Source organism: Falsihalocynthiibacter sp. BN13B15 (assembly GCF_041205415.1).
Taxonomy (GTDB): domain Bacteria; phylum Pseudomonadota; class Alphaproteobacteria; order Rhodobacterales; family Rhodobacteraceae; genus Falsihalocynthiibacter; species Falsihalocynthiibacter arcticus.
Genome location: NZ_JBGFCE010000008.1, coordinates 114701 through 128650, shown reverse-complemented (window position 1 = coordinate 128650; position 13950 = coordinate 114701). Strand labels below are relative to the sequence as shown.

Below are 13950 nucleotides of genomic sequence, written 5' to 3'. Positions count from 1 at the left end.
AAAAATGGACCAAGGCATTGGGAAAGAAATATAAAAATAGCCAGAAACTGGCGGTTACGCGTGCAAACGCGGACGATAGAGGGCGAAGCATGTTGGGACAATCGTATATCAAATTTGCCGTAATCACGGCCTTGAGCTTTGGGCTTGTGGGTTGCGTCGAAAATACGGGCACAAAAAATAACCCCGGAAAATCAACATCAGGATCAACAAGAACCGTTGAAAATGATGTCGAAGCACCGGAGGTTTTTCAAGTCACCGAAGAGGGGCTTTGGGATGGCCGCCCGTCACTGGGTGGGGTTTGGGTTGCACATCCAACCGCAAAAGACCCTGAGCGGGTTTTAATCCGGAATGAGGCAAACGGCAAGTTTGTCATTGGCGCTCTTTTCCGAAAAGAACGTGAAACACCTGGCCCCAAACTTCAGGTTTCCTCGGACGCGGCAGACGCCATTGGGATGATCGCCGGTGCTCCCGTCCAGATGAGCGTTACCGCTTTACGGCGTGAAGAAATTACGATTGAAGACCCCGACGAGAGCATAGAAATGGTTGAGGTTTCGGATGGAGAGGGCGTGATCGCCGCTGAAGTTACGGAAACCGCGCTCGATCCAATTGCATCCGCTTCTGCGGCGCTTGATGCGGTAGACAGCGAAGTAGCACCAGTGATCGCGGCAATGCCAGCAGCGACACCAAAACCTGCTTTATCGTCGACGAAAAATACCTCCGAGCAATCCTTCCTACAACTTGGGATTTACAGCATCGAAGCCAACGCAAACTCAACCGCAGAAAAAATGCGCGGCGCAGGCATGATCCCAACGATCAAGAAACAAACCTCCAAAGGGAAAACTTTCTGGCGTGTGGTTGTTGGCCCTGTGGGCGGAAAATCCGAAAAAGATGCGTTACAAAAATCGGTGACCGCACTGGGCTATAGCGGCGCCTACTACGTATCGAACTAAATCTAAAAAGGGGGAGCGTCATGCGTTTGTTCAATAACCTGCGATCCGAAATTGGGCGCCGATCCGTAATAACCGGATTTTTGACGCTTCTTCTCGCGCTACCCGCCGCTTTTACGGCACAGGCGCAGAACTACGATACGCGCGCCCAAAGCGCGTATGTATTGGACCTTACGACGGGTACAGTGCTTCTTGAAAAAAATGCCGACATCCCTTTGCCACCAGCGTCAATGTCAAAACTAATGACGATTAATATGTTGTTTGAGGCCCTACAGGACGGGCGCGTGACCATGGACACGGTTTTTTCCGTATCCACGCGTGCGAAAAACATGGGCGGCTCGACAATGTTTCTCAACGAAACCGACCGCCCCACCGTTGGCGAATTAATTCAAGGCATCATTGTGTTGTCTGGAAACGACGCGTGTGTCGTTGTAGCTGAAGGGCTTGCGGGCACTGAAGAGGCCTTTGCTCGCCTAATGAATGACCGCGCCAAGGCACTCGGGATGAATAATTCAACTTTTGAGAACGCCTCCGGCTGGCCTGCGCCCAATCAACGTATGAGTATGCGGGATCTTGGCTCATTGGGGCAACGGTTGATCACGGAATTTCCTGAATACTATCATTTCTTCGCTCAGACAGAGTTCGGCTATGACGGGCGGGCACCAGACAACCGCTTCAATCGCAACCCGTTGCTCAAACTGAACATTGGCGCGGACGGCCTAAAAACGGGGCACACAAGCGAAGCGGGCTATGGACTTATTGGCTCTGCCCTTCAGGGCGATCGACGGGTTGTATTTGTCATTTCTGGCCTTAACAGTGAAAAAGAGCGCGCAGAAGAGGCGGAGCAAGTGGTGAACTGGGCCTTTCGGCAATTTGTTCTAAAGACATTGGCCAAAAAAGACGAGATCTTGGCAACCGCCCCCGTGTGGATGGGCAGTACACAAACTGTCGATCTGATCGCCCCAGAAGACCTGCAGATATTATTTCCAGCTCTTGCACAGGGCGAAATTCAGGCAGAAGTAGTATTCAATAGTCCGATTCAAGCGCCCGTCAAGGCGGGGGACGCCCTCGCCGAACTCGTTTTGACGCTTCCCGACATGCCCCAAACCCGCTTGCCCCTCGTCGCCAAACAGGACGTCCTTGAGGGCGGTTTTCTCCCTCGGTTGCGCTCGAGTTTTTCAATTCTGTTTAATCGCTTCACGGGCGACACGCTGGGCTTGTCCATCTGAGCCTAGAGGGCTAGGTTCCGCAAATGACCATCGCTAAATTTTCATCCCCCAAATGCAATCCCTCCAACTCTGGGGGGCTTTTCATTAGTTTTGAGGGGATTGATGGCTCGGGAAAATCGACTCAGATCAAGCTCTTAAGAGATGCATTGCGAGCTGATGGGTATGACGTTGTTTTAACGCGCGAGCCCGGTGGTTCTAAGGGAGCTGAAGAAATACGGTCGCTGGTCCTTGAAGGCGATCCGGATCGCTGGTCGGCGGAAAGTGAAATTTTGCTTTTTACAGCCGCCCGTCGCGACCACCTCGAAAAAACGATTTTTCCCGCCATCGAAGCCGGAAAAATCGTTCTCTGCGACCGTTTCGCCGATTCCACCCGCATGTATCAAGGCATAAGCCGTGGCGATTTACGCGCCGTAGTAGATCAGTTGCACAGCTTGATGATTGGCCGTGAACCCGATTTGACCTTCATCATTGATATGGATCCGAAAACGGGCCTCTCCCGCGCCAAGTCGCGTCAAACAACCGAAGAACGGTTTGAGGACTTTGGCGAAGACCTACAGAGCAAAATGCGCGCAGGATTTTTGAAACTCGCGCAGGAGTTCCCGACACGCTGTCAGTTAATTGACGGAAACCGAGATATGGAAAATGTTGCCGCCGATATCCTAGCGCGTGCGATGGCGAAGATATCTCAGAACATGGCGCAACAGAATGGCTGAAGCGCTAGAACCTGACCGCATCGAAGGCGCGCCCCACCCGCGTGAAACCCACGAAATCTTGGGGCAGAACCGCGCTCAGGCTGCGTTTCTTGAGGCGTTCAACACTGGCCGCCTGCATCACGGCTGGCTAATGACCGGCCCACGCGGTGTCGGCAAAGCAACCCTCGCGTGGCAAATTGCGCGCTTCCTTATCTCGCAACCTGCGCACAGCGGGCCAAGCCTTTTCGGCGACGATCCCGCCCCTGCAAAAACGCTTGCGATTTCTCCTGACAATCCGGTCTCGCACCGCATTGCGGCGATGTCGGAGCCACGTCTATTTTTGTTGCGGCGGCCAACGGATGAGAAAACGGGCAAACTTAAAACCGTCATTTCCGTTGATGAAGTGCGTCGACTCAAGAATTTTTTCTCCCTTTCGGCCACCGATGGAGGACGTCGCGTGGTGATCGTGGACACAGCTGATGAGATGAATGTTCAGGCGGCGAATGCGCTTCTGAAGCTTCTAGAAGAGCCGCCAGAAAACGTAACGCTCCTCCTGATCAGTCACCAGCCCAGCCGCCTTTTGCCGACGATCCGGTCGCGGTGTCGCGAATTGCGATGCCACCCTCTTCCCCCCGAGGAAATGGCTCTGGCGCTCGCGGCAGCCGGGGCGCAAAACGACGCCAACCCCGTTATTCTTGCCGCACTCGCGGCCGGAAGCGTCGGAGAAGCCATGCGCCTCACCACGCTAGATGGGCTCAAAACCTACCAATACATCATTGATTTGATGCAGGCAGCACCCGGGCTTGATCGCCAACGCGCCCTCGCTCTTGCGGAAACGGCTGTTGGGGCAAAAAATGTGCCCCGATACGATCTATTGCTCGATTTGCTAGACCTTCTGCTGTCGCGCATGGCGCGTGCGGGCGTGTCGGGGCCACCTGTGATTGAAGCCGCCAAGGGCGAAGCGGGATTATTTTCCCGCCTGTCAAATTGCCCACCGCACGCGCGGGAATGGGCCAATCTACAACAATCGTTAAGTACACGCGTGCGCCATGGGCGCGCCGTGAACCTTGACCCTGCCGCGCTCATCCTTGATATGCTTTTGAAGATGGACCAAACTGCGGGCACACTTGCCCAAAATCAATAGACTTCAAGGGATTCCGGATGCTGCCCCAAATTACCGATAGCCACTGTCACCTTGATTTTCCGGATTTCGCCGACGAACTTCCTGACGTCATTGCTCGCGCTCAGGCCGCAGGTGTAAGCCGCATGGTGACTATATGTACGCGCCTCAAAAATGCCGCGAACGTTCGCGCGATTGCGGACGACTATGATCCCGTTTTTTGGGCCGCGGCGACGCATCCTATGAGTGCCGCCGAAGAGCCGATGGCAACAGTACAAGAGCTTGTCGATCTTGCGAAACACCCAAAATTCGTCGCCATTGGCGAAACGGGACTTGATTACCATTACACCCGAGAAAGCCTTGATATTCAACAGGAAAGCCTGCGCATTCACATCGAGGCCGCCCGTCAAACAGGCCTTCCCCTCGTCATCCACGCGCGTGCGGCCGACGACGACATGGCGCGTATTTTGGCTCAAGAGCACGCGGCTGGTGCCTTTTCCTGTGTTATGCATTGCTTCTCAAGCAGTGCCGAATTGGGCCGCGCGGCCCTTGATCTTGGGTTCTACCTTTCGATGTCTGGCATCGCCAGTTTTCCACGTTCTACCGAGCTTCGTGAAATCTTTGCCTCGGCCCCCGTGGACCGGATTCTGGTCGAAACGGACGCACCGTATCTTGCGCCACCGCCCCACCGTGGCAAGCGCAACGAACCTGCATTTAGTGCTCTAACTGCCGCCGTCGGCGCTGAGGTCTTTGACATGCCCTTCGCGGAATTCGCCACCCAAACCCAGTTAAATTTTGATCGGCTTTTTGCAAAAGCCGCGGCTTGGACTCCATCGTGATGCGTTTCACTATATTGGGCTGCGGCTCCTCAGGTGGCGTCCCTCGATTGGGTGGGCTTTGGGGCGCGTGCGATCCGCAGAACCCAAAAAACCGCCGCCAGCGCTGCTCCATGTTGGTTGAAAAAATTGGCCCCAACGGGGTTACCCGCGTGTTGATCGATACATCGCCCGACATGCGCGCCCAGCTTTTGGCCGCCGAGGTCGGCACGTTGGACGCCGTGGTGATGACCCACGCCCATGCCGACCACATGCACGGCCTCGATGACATTCGCCAAATCGTTTTCAACACGCGCACACGCATGCCCGTTTGGGCCGACAGCGACACAACCAACGATCTAATCTCGCGATTTGGTTATGCTTTTGTGCAACCAAAGGGCAGCGACTACCCGCCCATTTGCGATCTCAACTCGATTGATGACGAGGATTTTGTGGTTGAGGGACCGGGTGGCGACATCACCTTTACCCCCCTTCCCGTTCAGCATGGACGCATCACGGCGCTGGGGTTTCGCATGGGGGGCTTGGCGTATCTTCCCGATGTTTCCGCGATGAGTGAAGACACGTTCAGTCGCCTCAACGGACTTGAAATTTTCGTGCTCGACGCTCTTCGCTACAAGCCCCATCCAAGCCACATAAATCTTGAGACCTCCTTGGACTGGATCGCTCAAACCGCCCCGGAGCGCGCGGTCATTACAAACATGCATATCGATTTAGACTTCCAGACCCTCGCCAGCGAATTGCCTGCACACGTGACCCCTGCCTTTGATGGTATGGTGATCGAAACCAAAGGCTAACCATGCAAGCGCTCATTGATGTCATCTTGCCGGTTTTTTTGGTTATCGGTGCGGGCTATCTTGTTGTTTGGAAAAAGCTATTTTCCGACGATGGTGTCGATGCCCTGATGAGGTTCACCCAGTATTTCGCGATTCCCTGCCTGCTATTTCGAGCCATTTCGACGCTGGATTTAAGCGAAAATCTCGACCCACGCCTTCTCCTCAGCTTTTATGCAGGGGCCACAATTTGCTTTGTCCTCGGTATGTTTGGAGCGCGTTTTTTGTTTAATCGCCCGTGGGAAGATTGTGTGGCCATTGGGTTTTGCGGGCTTTTTTCAAACTCCCTATTGCTTGGTCTGCCCATCACGGAACGGGCATTTGGCCCCGACGCTCTTCAGGCAAATTACGCGATCATTGCGGTGCACTCGCCCTTCTGTTACGGACTTGGCATCACCGTCATGGAAGTCGTTCGCAATCGCGGCGGAAGCCCCCTTGCAACGGGGCGCGCCGTCTTGCGCGCGATGTTCCGAAACGCTTTGGTCATCGGCATCGCACTGGGGTTCGTAGTTAATCTGACGGGCCTCTACATCCCGACGCCCCTGTCCGACGCCATTGATCTCGTGGCAAGAACTGCACTGCCCGTCGCGCTTTTTGCTCTCGGAGGCGTGCTCTTTCGCTATCGCCCTGAAGGGGATTTACGCACGATTTTCTTTGCGGTCACCCTTTCGCTGCTCGTGCATCCGATGATCACATTTGCGATGGGAACCCAACTCGAATTACCAACACAAAGCCTGCGATCCGCCGTCCTCACGGCGTCTATGGCGCCGGGTGTGAATGCCTATGTTTTTGCAAATATGTACGGTGTCGCGAAGCGTGTCGCGGCCTCGACTGTGCTCATTGCGACCGCCCTTTCTATTGGCACGATTTGGCTTTGGCTCGCGGTTCTGCCCTAGGGTAAACTTTGGAACGCGGGCCACGCTCCAATTGTCCTTTTGACAGAACCGATTAGCGGCTATAGTTCCCACAGAGCAAAAAATGGTTAGAGCGCGTACATTATGGCAAAGAAATCTGACGTCGGCCAAAAATTCAACATTTTGATCATCGGGCAAAATGGACGCCTCGCCTATGAAGCCTTGCTTTTTGTGGCCAGCCTGCGCGCGAGTTCGCCGAACTTCAATGGCCGCGTTTTTGTCGCCGAACCCCAGCCCTCGGATCTTTGGCGCGGACAAGCCCCCCGCATGCCCTCCGATATCCACGACGCGCTTACGGATATGGGGGCGGAAATCCTGCCGTTTGAGAACCAGTATTTTGGCAAAGCTTATCCCAATGGCAATAAAATCGAAGCTCTGCTTGCGATGCCCAAGGGCGAGAATTTCGTCTTTTTCGACACCGATACTTTGGTGACCGGCCCCTTGGATGAGATCGAATTTGACTTTGATCGCCCGTCCGCTTCGATGAAGCGCGAAGGAACGTGGCCCGAACAAGAGCTTTACGGCCCCGGATATACCCAGACATGGAAATCACTTTATGATCGCTTTGGTCTTGAATTTGAAAGCACGCTCGATCTCTCGCAACCCGACGAATACTGGGAGCGCTACCTTTATTTTAACGCTGGATGGTTCTACTTTCGCTGCCCGCATGAATTCGGCACCCGCTTCCTCGAATATGCCCTCGAAATTCGCGACGACACCCCAGAGGAGCTTGTTTGTCAGCCGCTCACCCCGTGGCTCGATCAAGTCGCGCTCCCCTTGGTCATTCACTCCTTTGGTGGCGGTCGCCCCTCTCCGTCGGTCAGCAAACTGGATGGTGAAACGAGTTGCCACTACAGGTTTCTCCCCCTCCTTTATGCGCGCGAACCTGAACGGACCCTCGAAATTCTTGAGGCCGTAGCAGCCCCCAATAAGCTTAAAAAACGTCTAAAACTCTATGACCCGATCAAGCGCATGATCTATCAGGGGCGCGGACGCAAAGCCCGCGCGCTTTTTGATCAAGACAACCTTCCGCGCCGTGAAAAAGTTATCCGAAACACGCTTCGGCGCGAAGGGTTTTGGATGCGTTAATGGCAAAGTTTTTCTCAAGCTGAATTAAGCCATTGTTGCGATGCAGACTTTTGCCTAGTCTTCTAGAGATTTTCATAAGGAGGTTCCAATGAGTGACGTAAAATCCCTCGGCTTTGACACCCAACAAATTCACGCGGGCGCACACCCCGACCCCGCGACAGGCGCACGCCAAACACCAATTTATCAAACAACAGCTTACGTTTTTCGCGATGCGGATCACGCCGCCGCGTTGTTTAACCTGCAAGAAGTCGGGTATATTTACTCCCGCCTAACCAACCCCACCGTCGCAGTTCTGCAAGAACGCATCGCAACCCTTGAGGGTGGCATTGGCGGTGTTTGCTGCTCCTCAGGTCACGCAGCCCAGATCATGGCGCTCTTTCCCCTGATGCAACCGGGTTTGAATGTGGTCGTCAGCACCCGTCTTTACGGTGGCACAATCACGCAATTCAGCCACACGATCAAACGTTTCGGTTGGTCAGCCACATTTGTTGATTTTGACGATGAGGCGGCGGTTGCGGCGGCAATCGACGAAAACACCCGCGCCATTTTCTGTGAAAGTATCGCAAATCCGGGCGGCTATATCACCGATATTCCGGCCATTGCGAAAATCGCCGACGCGGCGGGTATTCCGTTGATCGTCGACAATACATCCGCGACGCCATATCTCTGCAATCCAATCGCTCTTGGGGCCACATTGGTTGTGCATTCCACCACGAAATACCTCACCGGCAATGGCACGGTCACGGGCGGTTGCGTTGTGGATTCGGGCAATTTTGATTGGGGTGCTAACGATAAATTCCCGTCGCTGTCCCAGCCAGAACCCGCGTACCACGGCCTCGTGTTCAAAGACACATTTGGCCCGATGGCCTATACATTCCACGGTATTGCCATTGGTTTACGCGACCTTGGCATGACCATGAACCCGCAAGCCGCCCACTATACTTTGATGGGTACCGAGACGCTTTCGCTGCGCATGCAACGCCACGTCGAGAACGCGCTTGAACTGGCGACATGGCTCGAAAAAGACCCCAGAGTTGACTATGTGACCTATGCGGGCCTGCCGTCGTCGCCCTACTATGGCCGCATTGAAACAGTCTGCCCCAAAGGTGCGGGAGGTCTCTTTACCATCGCGCTTAAAGGCGGCTATGACGCGTGCCTCAAGTTTGTGGATAGCCTCGAAATCTTTAGCCACGTCGCCAATCTTGGAGACACGCGCAGCTTGGTTATCCACTCTGCCTCGACAACCCACCGCCAATTGTCGCTAGAGCAGCAAGAAGCTGCGGGCGCTGCTCCAAATGTCGTGCGCCTCTCGATCGGAATTGAGGACGTCGCAGATTTGAAAGTTGACTTGGACCAAGCCCTTACCAAAGCAACGGCTTAACAAAATCGAGGGGGGTTCGCCCCCCTCATCCCCCAAAAACCGCTTCGCAATATGCCGTATTTTGCTATGGGCAAGAATACGCCTCCTCGGTAAAATTTGGCGCAATTGGGGGTGCCAAGATGACTCTAATATGTGGTAGATCAAGAGGATGAAGCCAAGTTTTGCCCTAAACCTTTCTCACGAAGGCATTCGCCTGTTCTCCCGCGCAACTGGGGGATGGCGACTCGTTGGTGAGACGGATCTCGACACGCCCGACCTCGCAGAAACGCTCGCCTATTTGCGCAACAAAGCAACCAAGCTTTCTGGCAGTGGTTTGAGCAGCAAACTCATTCTGCCAAACTCCCAAATCCTATTCACAAGCCTCACCGCACAAGGACCAGATGACGCAAGCCGAGAGGCACAAATCCGTGAAGCCTTGCGCGATTTGACGCCCTATGATCCATCGGAACTCGTGTTTGATTGGCGTGTAGCAGGTGATATGGTGAATGTGGCCGCCGTGGCCAAAGAAACATTGCAAGAAGCCGAAGCCTTTGCCGTAGAGCATCGTTTCAACCCTGTTTCCTTTGTTGGGGATACGACGGATGCCAATTTCGAAGGGGAACCTTTCTTTGGGGCTACAGCCTTTTCATCCGCATTTCTTGACCAAGAAGATGCCGTTGAAAAAGACGTTGAAGCCTTTGTTATTTTAGACAAAATGCCCAACGGTAAAAACAAGATTTTCTCAGGAAAGCTACAGAAATCAGTCCTGTTGACACCTGCGGCTGAAGACAAAGTCAAGCCCACCGAAGAGCTTATGAGCGAGATACCGACGGAGATTTCCGCACCAGAAGTTACTCAGCAGACAGTAGCCGAAGACACAGTCCCAAGCGACGACATACCTGTAGTTGAACCCGAAATTTCCGATCCGGAAGCCTCGAAAGAGGACAAAATTTCGAGCAGTAAAAGGCGTTTATCGATTGCGCTAGGAACGCAGCCTGAAAGCGAGGAAGAAGCGAGCATCAGCACACAAGTTGATCCGCAATTGGACACCTCAGAAGCGACTGAAAGCGACAAAGGCCCCTCTGATGACCTTGAATTTCAAGACGAGGAGGCCCCTGACACCACGAGCGTCCCCGACCTTGAAGCGTTTTTTTCGAGCATTGACGCGAAAAAACCTGTTTTAAACCAACAGACCCCCCCAATTCCTGCGCATTTATCCAAGGTGAAGGGCACATCCTCTGTGCCACCCTCAATCGCCGTGTCGCGCAAAGCACTCACAGCCGAGCGCAGTGATACAGGGGGCGCGGGCGAATTTGTGCACCGTCCTGTGGCTGCGCCAAAGATTCCCGACGGGATCGCCGCGCGCTTGAAAAACAACGGGGCGAAGCAAAGCGAAAAGCCCGCAAGCAAATCCCTAACGCAAACCGCAAGGGGACTTACGTCGTGGCGCAGAAAGTCACAGTCGGAAGACACCCAAACACCCCCCTTTGCCTCGACACGCGAGCCGACCGAAATCGAGGCCAGCGAAACCCGTCAGAAGCCTTCGGACGCGGTCCTTTCTCCTGATCCCGTCGTCGTCACAAAATCAGAGCCTCTCCCCCTTCTTGCGCCCATCATTCCCACGCCTGTTGTCAGCGAAAGCGCGAGCTCGGATCCAATTCCAAGTTTTGAGGAACGCTTGGCGCACGCCCATGTCACCTCAGCGGATATGGAATTGCCCGACAGCGAGCATTTAAGCGCAAGCCTTGGACATGAGGCACAACTTGCGCGTGACAACGACTTCAAACCCGCCGCAGTTCAGCCCCCATTGGACGTCACTGTATTTGGGGCACGAAAGAGCAAAGCGTCCTCATCGAAAACGCCACGTTTCTTGGGCCTTTTTCTCCTTTTGGCGCTTCTTTTGGTCATGGGTATTGCCGTTCTTTGGTCTGTTATGGGACCGATTAAGGACGCGCGCATCAATATCGACTCCGATGTGGGAACCTTCACGGAATTCAACGCCCAAGCGCAAACATCAGCCCAAGAAACGGCACTGCCAGAAGACTCTGTTTTTGCAGCCTTTAACGCAGATGTTGAAATTGAAGTTGAGGCTGACGCATTTGATCTCGAGCTAGAAATCCCATCGGATCAGACGCTGAATGCAGTAGAGCCGAGTCGCCCTGCCCCGCTGACTGTGGCCGAGGCCGAAAAAACCTATAGCGACTCTGGGATTTGGCAACGGTCGCCAGACCTCAAACCAGCGCCAGAGATTGAAGATACCGACCATCTCTATGTTCCGTCTCTTGATCCGGAAGTTGATTTGTCTGACCCAGTGGCGCTTCCGACAGCGGACGCCCTTCCAGACGACTCCCCCATTCCACAGCAACCGTCGCCCGCCCCTGCCGGAAGCACTTTTGCGCTTGGCGACAATGGTCTCGTTGTTCCTTCAGCGGATGGGACGATCAATCCCGACGGAATTTTGGTTTTTTCCGGTCCGCCTCCTAAACGCGCCGCGCCGCGCCCCGATACCGGCGACGTCCTCCAGACCACCGATTTGGTCCAGACCGAAATTGGCAATAAGCGGCCTTTGGCACGCCCAGAAAACTTAGCAGATTTACGCGAAATCGCCCTCTTGGGTGGACGCACACGAGAGCAGTTGGCCCGCCTTCGTCCAGCACCGCGCCCAGTGTCCGAACAGATCGCGGCACAAACTTCCCCCGAAGGCGTCGCTCTCAGCACAACAGCAACAGAGTTTGCCGTCAGCACCTCACGTATCCCAAAGACGCGACCGAACAACTTTGCCGCCCTTGTAGAGAAGGCTCGCGCCAACCCCAAGAACGTTGCTGAAAAAGAAACCGTTGTGGCAGCAGTGGCCGCAAAACCAAGCGCCGCGGCGACGGGGCCAAAAATTCCAACCCGCGCGTCCGTCGCAAAAGAGGCAACACAAAAGAACATGATATCTCTAAGAAAAATCGCGCTAATTGGCGTTTACGGCACCCCGTCAAAACGCTCCGCCCTTGTGCGTATGGGCAATGGCAAAATAATCGAAGTCAGCGTAGGCGACCGTGTGGACGGCGGAAAAGTAGCGGCCATCGGCGCGGACGAAATCCGTTATGTCAAAGGCGGGCGCAATATATCATTAAAAATGCCGCCACGCGGTTAACACGCGTAGCGGCAAGACCGAAGTTTATTCTGCGGCTACTCCCGCACCGTTTTCAGCGTCTTTTTCGGTATCAAGTTCGCCGTTATCGATTTGCTCTTGCTCGATGGATTCAAACAGCGCTTTGAAATTGCCCTCGCCAAACCCGTCGTCCCCTTTGCGTTGAATGAATTCAAAGAAAATGGGACCGATCACTGTTTTTGAGAAAATTTGAAGCAGAATTTTCGTTTCACCACCATCCACAACACCTTCGCCATCAATAAGTATGCCGTGATTTTTCATGCGAGCAATCGGCTCGTCATGCCCAATAACACGATCCTTGGAGAGGGTGTAATATGTGTCTGGCGGGCCGGGCATGAATTTAAGCCCGCGCTCTGCAATCGCATCAGTGGAAGCGTAAATATCATTCGAACCGACGGCAATATGCTGAATACCTTCGCCTTTGTACTTCTTAAGATAGGCCACAATTTGCCCAGTTTCTCCTCGGTCCTCATTGATCGGAATGCGGATACGACCACAAGGCGACGTGAGCGCGCGGCTTAGCAGACCCGTGTATTTCCCCGCGATGTCAAAGAAGCGAATTTGTTTGAAGCCAAAGATGCCGCTGTAGAAATTAAACCACGTATCCATATTGCCCTTGTGGACGTTATGGGTGAGGTGATCGAGGTAATAGAACCCAACGCCTTCAACAGGTTCTGTGCGATGGAAAGTAAAATCTCCGTAGGCGGAGCCATAGTCGCCATAGGCGTCGATGAAATAAATGAGTGAGCCGCCAATACCCACAATCGCAGGCACGTCGAGCGTTTTTGTGTCGGCATCAAACGGTGTTGCACCGGCGGAAATGGCGTGGTCGTAGGCCTTCTGAGCATCAACAACCCGCCACCCCATAGAAGCGGCGCACGGGCCATGTTCACTCACGAATTCCATCGCCATTGAGCCAGGTTCGGCGTTCAAAATATAGGTAATGTCACCTTGCTGCCAAAGTTCAATAGCTTTGGTTTTATGTGTGGCGGTGTGACTGTACCCCATCCGAGAGAATAGATCGCGTAACTCCTGCGGGTTCTCGTGGGCGAATTCGACAAACTCGAATCCATCTGTTCCAGCGGGATTTTCTGCGGTAATTTTTGGGCGGGGGGCATTGTGAGGGAAGGGTCCCATTTTATATCTCCTGTGTGCGCTAAACACAGGCTATCTGCAGTATCGCGCGTAATGTGCGCGAAATGGCACTCAATGGCTATTGATTCACACATATATTGCATAATATGTTAGTAATATGAAAAATACACGCACCCCGCTTGATCGAATGGATTTAGATATTCTCGGCGCCCTGCAACAGGACGCCCGCCTCACAGCCCAAGAGTTGGCACAAAGACTCGGCCTGAGCGCGAGCCAAGTGGGCCGTCGCCGCCAGCGACTTGAAACCGAAGGATATGTTCACCATTACACGGCGCGCCTTGATCCTGCTGCGCTTGGCCTATCTGTTCAGGCATTCATTGAGGTTTCCATGGCAACGCATGGGATCGAAAACGCGACCAGTTTCATGCGCCTCATCGGGACCTGCCGTGAGGTCACGTCCGCTTGGACACTTACCGGTGCGGCCGACTATATGTTGCGGTGTTATTGCGAAGACCTTCCGTCGCTCAATCGTTTAATCCACGAAGTGCTTCTGCCTCACCCTTCCGTCGCCCGTGTTCAGAGCCAAATCGTTATGGACCAATTTAAAATTGACGCACCACTGCCACTTTGACGTCCGAAAATCACTTTTCATCGCGAATTGAACTACACCTCCCGTGC

The 13950-nt window shown here is 53.9% G+C and carries 12 protein-coding genes; 11 read left to right on the top strand and 1 reads right to left on the bottom strand.

The features are described 5' to 3' along the window. Nucleotides 1-89: 89 nt before the first annotated feature. The 10 genes from AB9F26_RS14355 to AB9F26_RS14310 all read left to right on the top strand — a co-directional run bounded on the left by AB9F26_RS14355 (nucleotide 90) and on the right by AB9F26_RS14310 (nucleotide 12159). Nucleotides 90-950, top strand: a complete 861-nt coding sequence (locus tag AB9F26_RS14355; protein WP_335585698.1) for an SPOR domain-containing protein — start codon at nucleotides 90-92, stop codon at nucleotides 948-950. 20 nt (nucleotides 951-970) lie between these two features. Continuing rightward, nucleotides 971-2176: a D-alanyl-D-alanine carboxypeptidase family protein gene (locus tag AB9F26_RS14350; RefSeq protein ID WP_335585699.1), complete on the top strand. Its 1206-nt coding sequence runs from the start codon at nucleotides 971-973 to the stop codon at nucleotides 2174-2176. A 23-nt stretch (nucleotides 2177-2199) separates the two neighbouring features. Beyond that, nucleotides 2200-2889: a dTMP kinase gene (gene tmk / locus AB9F26_RS14345; protein ID WP_335585700.1), complete on the top strand. Its 690-nt coding sequence runs from the start codon at nucleotides 2200-2202 to the stop codon at nucleotides 2887-2889. Beyond that, nucleotides 2882-4012: a DNA polymerase III subunit delta' gene (locus tag AB9F26_RS14340; RefSeq protein ID WP_369768334.1), complete on the top strand. Its 1131-nt coding sequence runs from the start codon at nucleotides 2882-2884 to the stop codon at nucleotides 4010-4012. Before tmk ends, AB9F26_RS14340 begins: the two co-directional genes overlap by 8 nt. Nucleotides 4013-4029: 17 nt before the next feature. Continuing rightward, nucleotides 4030-4827 carry a TatD family hydrolase gene (locus AB9F26_RS14335; protein ID WP_369768333.1) on the top strand — a complete coding sequence of 266 codons (798 nt, stop codon included), beginning with the start codon at nucleotides 4030-4032 and terminating at the stop codon, nucleotides 4825-4827. Beyond that, nucleotides 4827-5618 carry an MBL fold metallo-hydrolase gene (locus AB9F26_RS14330; protein WP_369768332.1) on the top strand — a complete coding sequence of 264 codons (792 nt, stop codon included), beginning with the start codon at nucleotides 4827-4829 and terminating at the stop codon, nucleotides 5616-5618. The genes AB9F26_RS14335 and AB9F26_RS14330 overlap by 1 nt, the downstream gene beginning before the upstream one ends. 2 nt (nucleotides 5619-5620) lie before the next feature. After that, entirely contained in the window at nucleotides 5621-6550 is a 930-nt protein-coding gene (locus AB9F26_RS14325; protein WP_369768331.1) for an AEC family transporter, read from the top strand. A 102-nt stretch (nucleotides 6551-6652) separates the two neighbouring features. Continuing rightward, nucleotides 6653-7657 carry a hypothetical protein gene (locus tag AB9F26_RS14320; RefSeq protein WP_335585705.1) on the top strand — a complete coding sequence of 335 codons (1005 nt, stop codon included), beginning with the start codon at nucleotides 6653-6655 and terminating at the stop codon, nucleotides 7655-7657. A gap of 88 nt (nucleotides 7658-7745) precedes the next feature. Next, nucleotides 7746-9038 (top strand): O-acetylhomoserine aminocarboxypropyltransferase/cysteine synthase family protein, encoded by a 1293-nt coding sequence (locus AB9F26_RS14315; RefSeq protein WP_335585706.1) that lies wholly within the window; start codon nucleotides 7746-7748, stop codon nucleotides 9036-9038. Between the two features lie 148 nt (nucleotides 9039-9186). Further along, nucleotides 9187-12159, top strand: a complete 2973-nt coding sequence (locus tag AB9F26_RS14310) for a hypothetical protein (RefSeq protein ID WP_369768330.1) — start codon at nucleotides 9187-9189, stop codon at nucleotides 12157-12159. A 24-nt stretch (nucleotides 12160-12183) separates the two neighbouring features. Here the strand turns inward: AB9F26_RS14310 and hppD are convergent, their stop codons facing one another. Next, complete coding sequence (hppD, locus tag AB9F26_RS14305) at nucleotides 12184-13314, bottom strand: 4-hydroxyphenylpyruvate dioxygenase (RefSeq protein WP_335585708.1); 1131 nt, start codon at nucleotides 13312-13314, stop codon at nucleotides 12184-12186. Nucleotides 13315-13429: 115 nt separating this feature from the next. Here hppD and AB9F26_RS14300 point away from each other — a divergent pair, with 115 nt between their 5' ends. Then, the gene (locus tag AB9F26_RS14300) at nucleotides 13430-13903 is read left to right on the top strand and encodes an Lrp/AsnC family transcriptional regulator (RefSeq protein WP_369757833.1); all 474 of its coding nucleotides are present in this window, start codon (nucleotides 13430-13432) and stop codon (nucleotides 13901-13903) included. The last annotated feature ends 47 nt before the right edge of the window (nucleotides 13904-13950 follow it).

Coding starts and splice junctions, on each gene's coding strand:
- hppD (WP_335585708.1), bottom strand. CDS start 13,314: ATGGGACCCTTCCCTCACAATGCCCCCCGCCCAAAAATTACCGCAGAA.
- AB9F26_RS14315 (WP_335585706.1), top strand. CDS start 7,746: ATGAGTGACGTAAAATCCCTCGGCTTTGACACCCAACAAATTCACGCG.
- tmk (WP_335585700.1), top strand. CDS start 2,200: ATGACCATCGCTAAATTTTCATCCCCCAAATGCAATCCCTCCAACTCT.
- AB9F26_RS14335 (WP_369768333.1), top strand. CDS start 4,030: ATGCTGCCCCAAATTACCGATAGCCACTGTCACCTTGATTTTCCGGAT.
- AB9F26_RS14300 (WP_369757833.1), top strand. CDS start 13,430: ATGAAAAATACACGCACCCCGCTTGATCGAATGGATTTAGATATTCTC.
- AB9F26_RS14330 (WP_369768332.1), top strand. CDS start 4,827: ATGCGTTTCACTATATTGGGCTGCGGCTCCTCAGGTGGCGTCCCTCGA.
- AB9F26_RS14340 (WP_369768334.1), top strand. CDS start 2,882: ATGGCTGAAGCGCTAGAACCTGACCGCATCGAAGGCGCGCCCCACCCG.
- AB9F26_RS14320 (WP_335585705.1), top strand. CDS start 6,653: ATGGCAAAGAAATCTGACGTCGGCCAAAAATTCAACATTTTGATCATC.
- AB9F26_RS14350 (WP_335585699.1), top strand. CDS start 971: ATGCGTTTGTTCAATAACCTGCGATCCGAAATTGGGCGCCGATCCGTA.
- AB9F26_RS14325 (WP_369768331.1), top strand. CDS start 5,621: ATGCAAGCGCTCATTGATGTCATCTTGCCGGTTTTTTTGGTTATCGGT.
- AB9F26_RS14355 (WP_335585698.1), top strand. CDS start 90: ATGTTGGGACAATCGTATATCAAATTTGCCGTAATCACGGCCTTGAGC.
- AB9F26_RS14310 (WP_369768330.1), top strand. CDS start 9,187: ATGAAGCCAAGTTTTGCCCTAAACCTTTCTCACGAAGGCATTCGCCTG.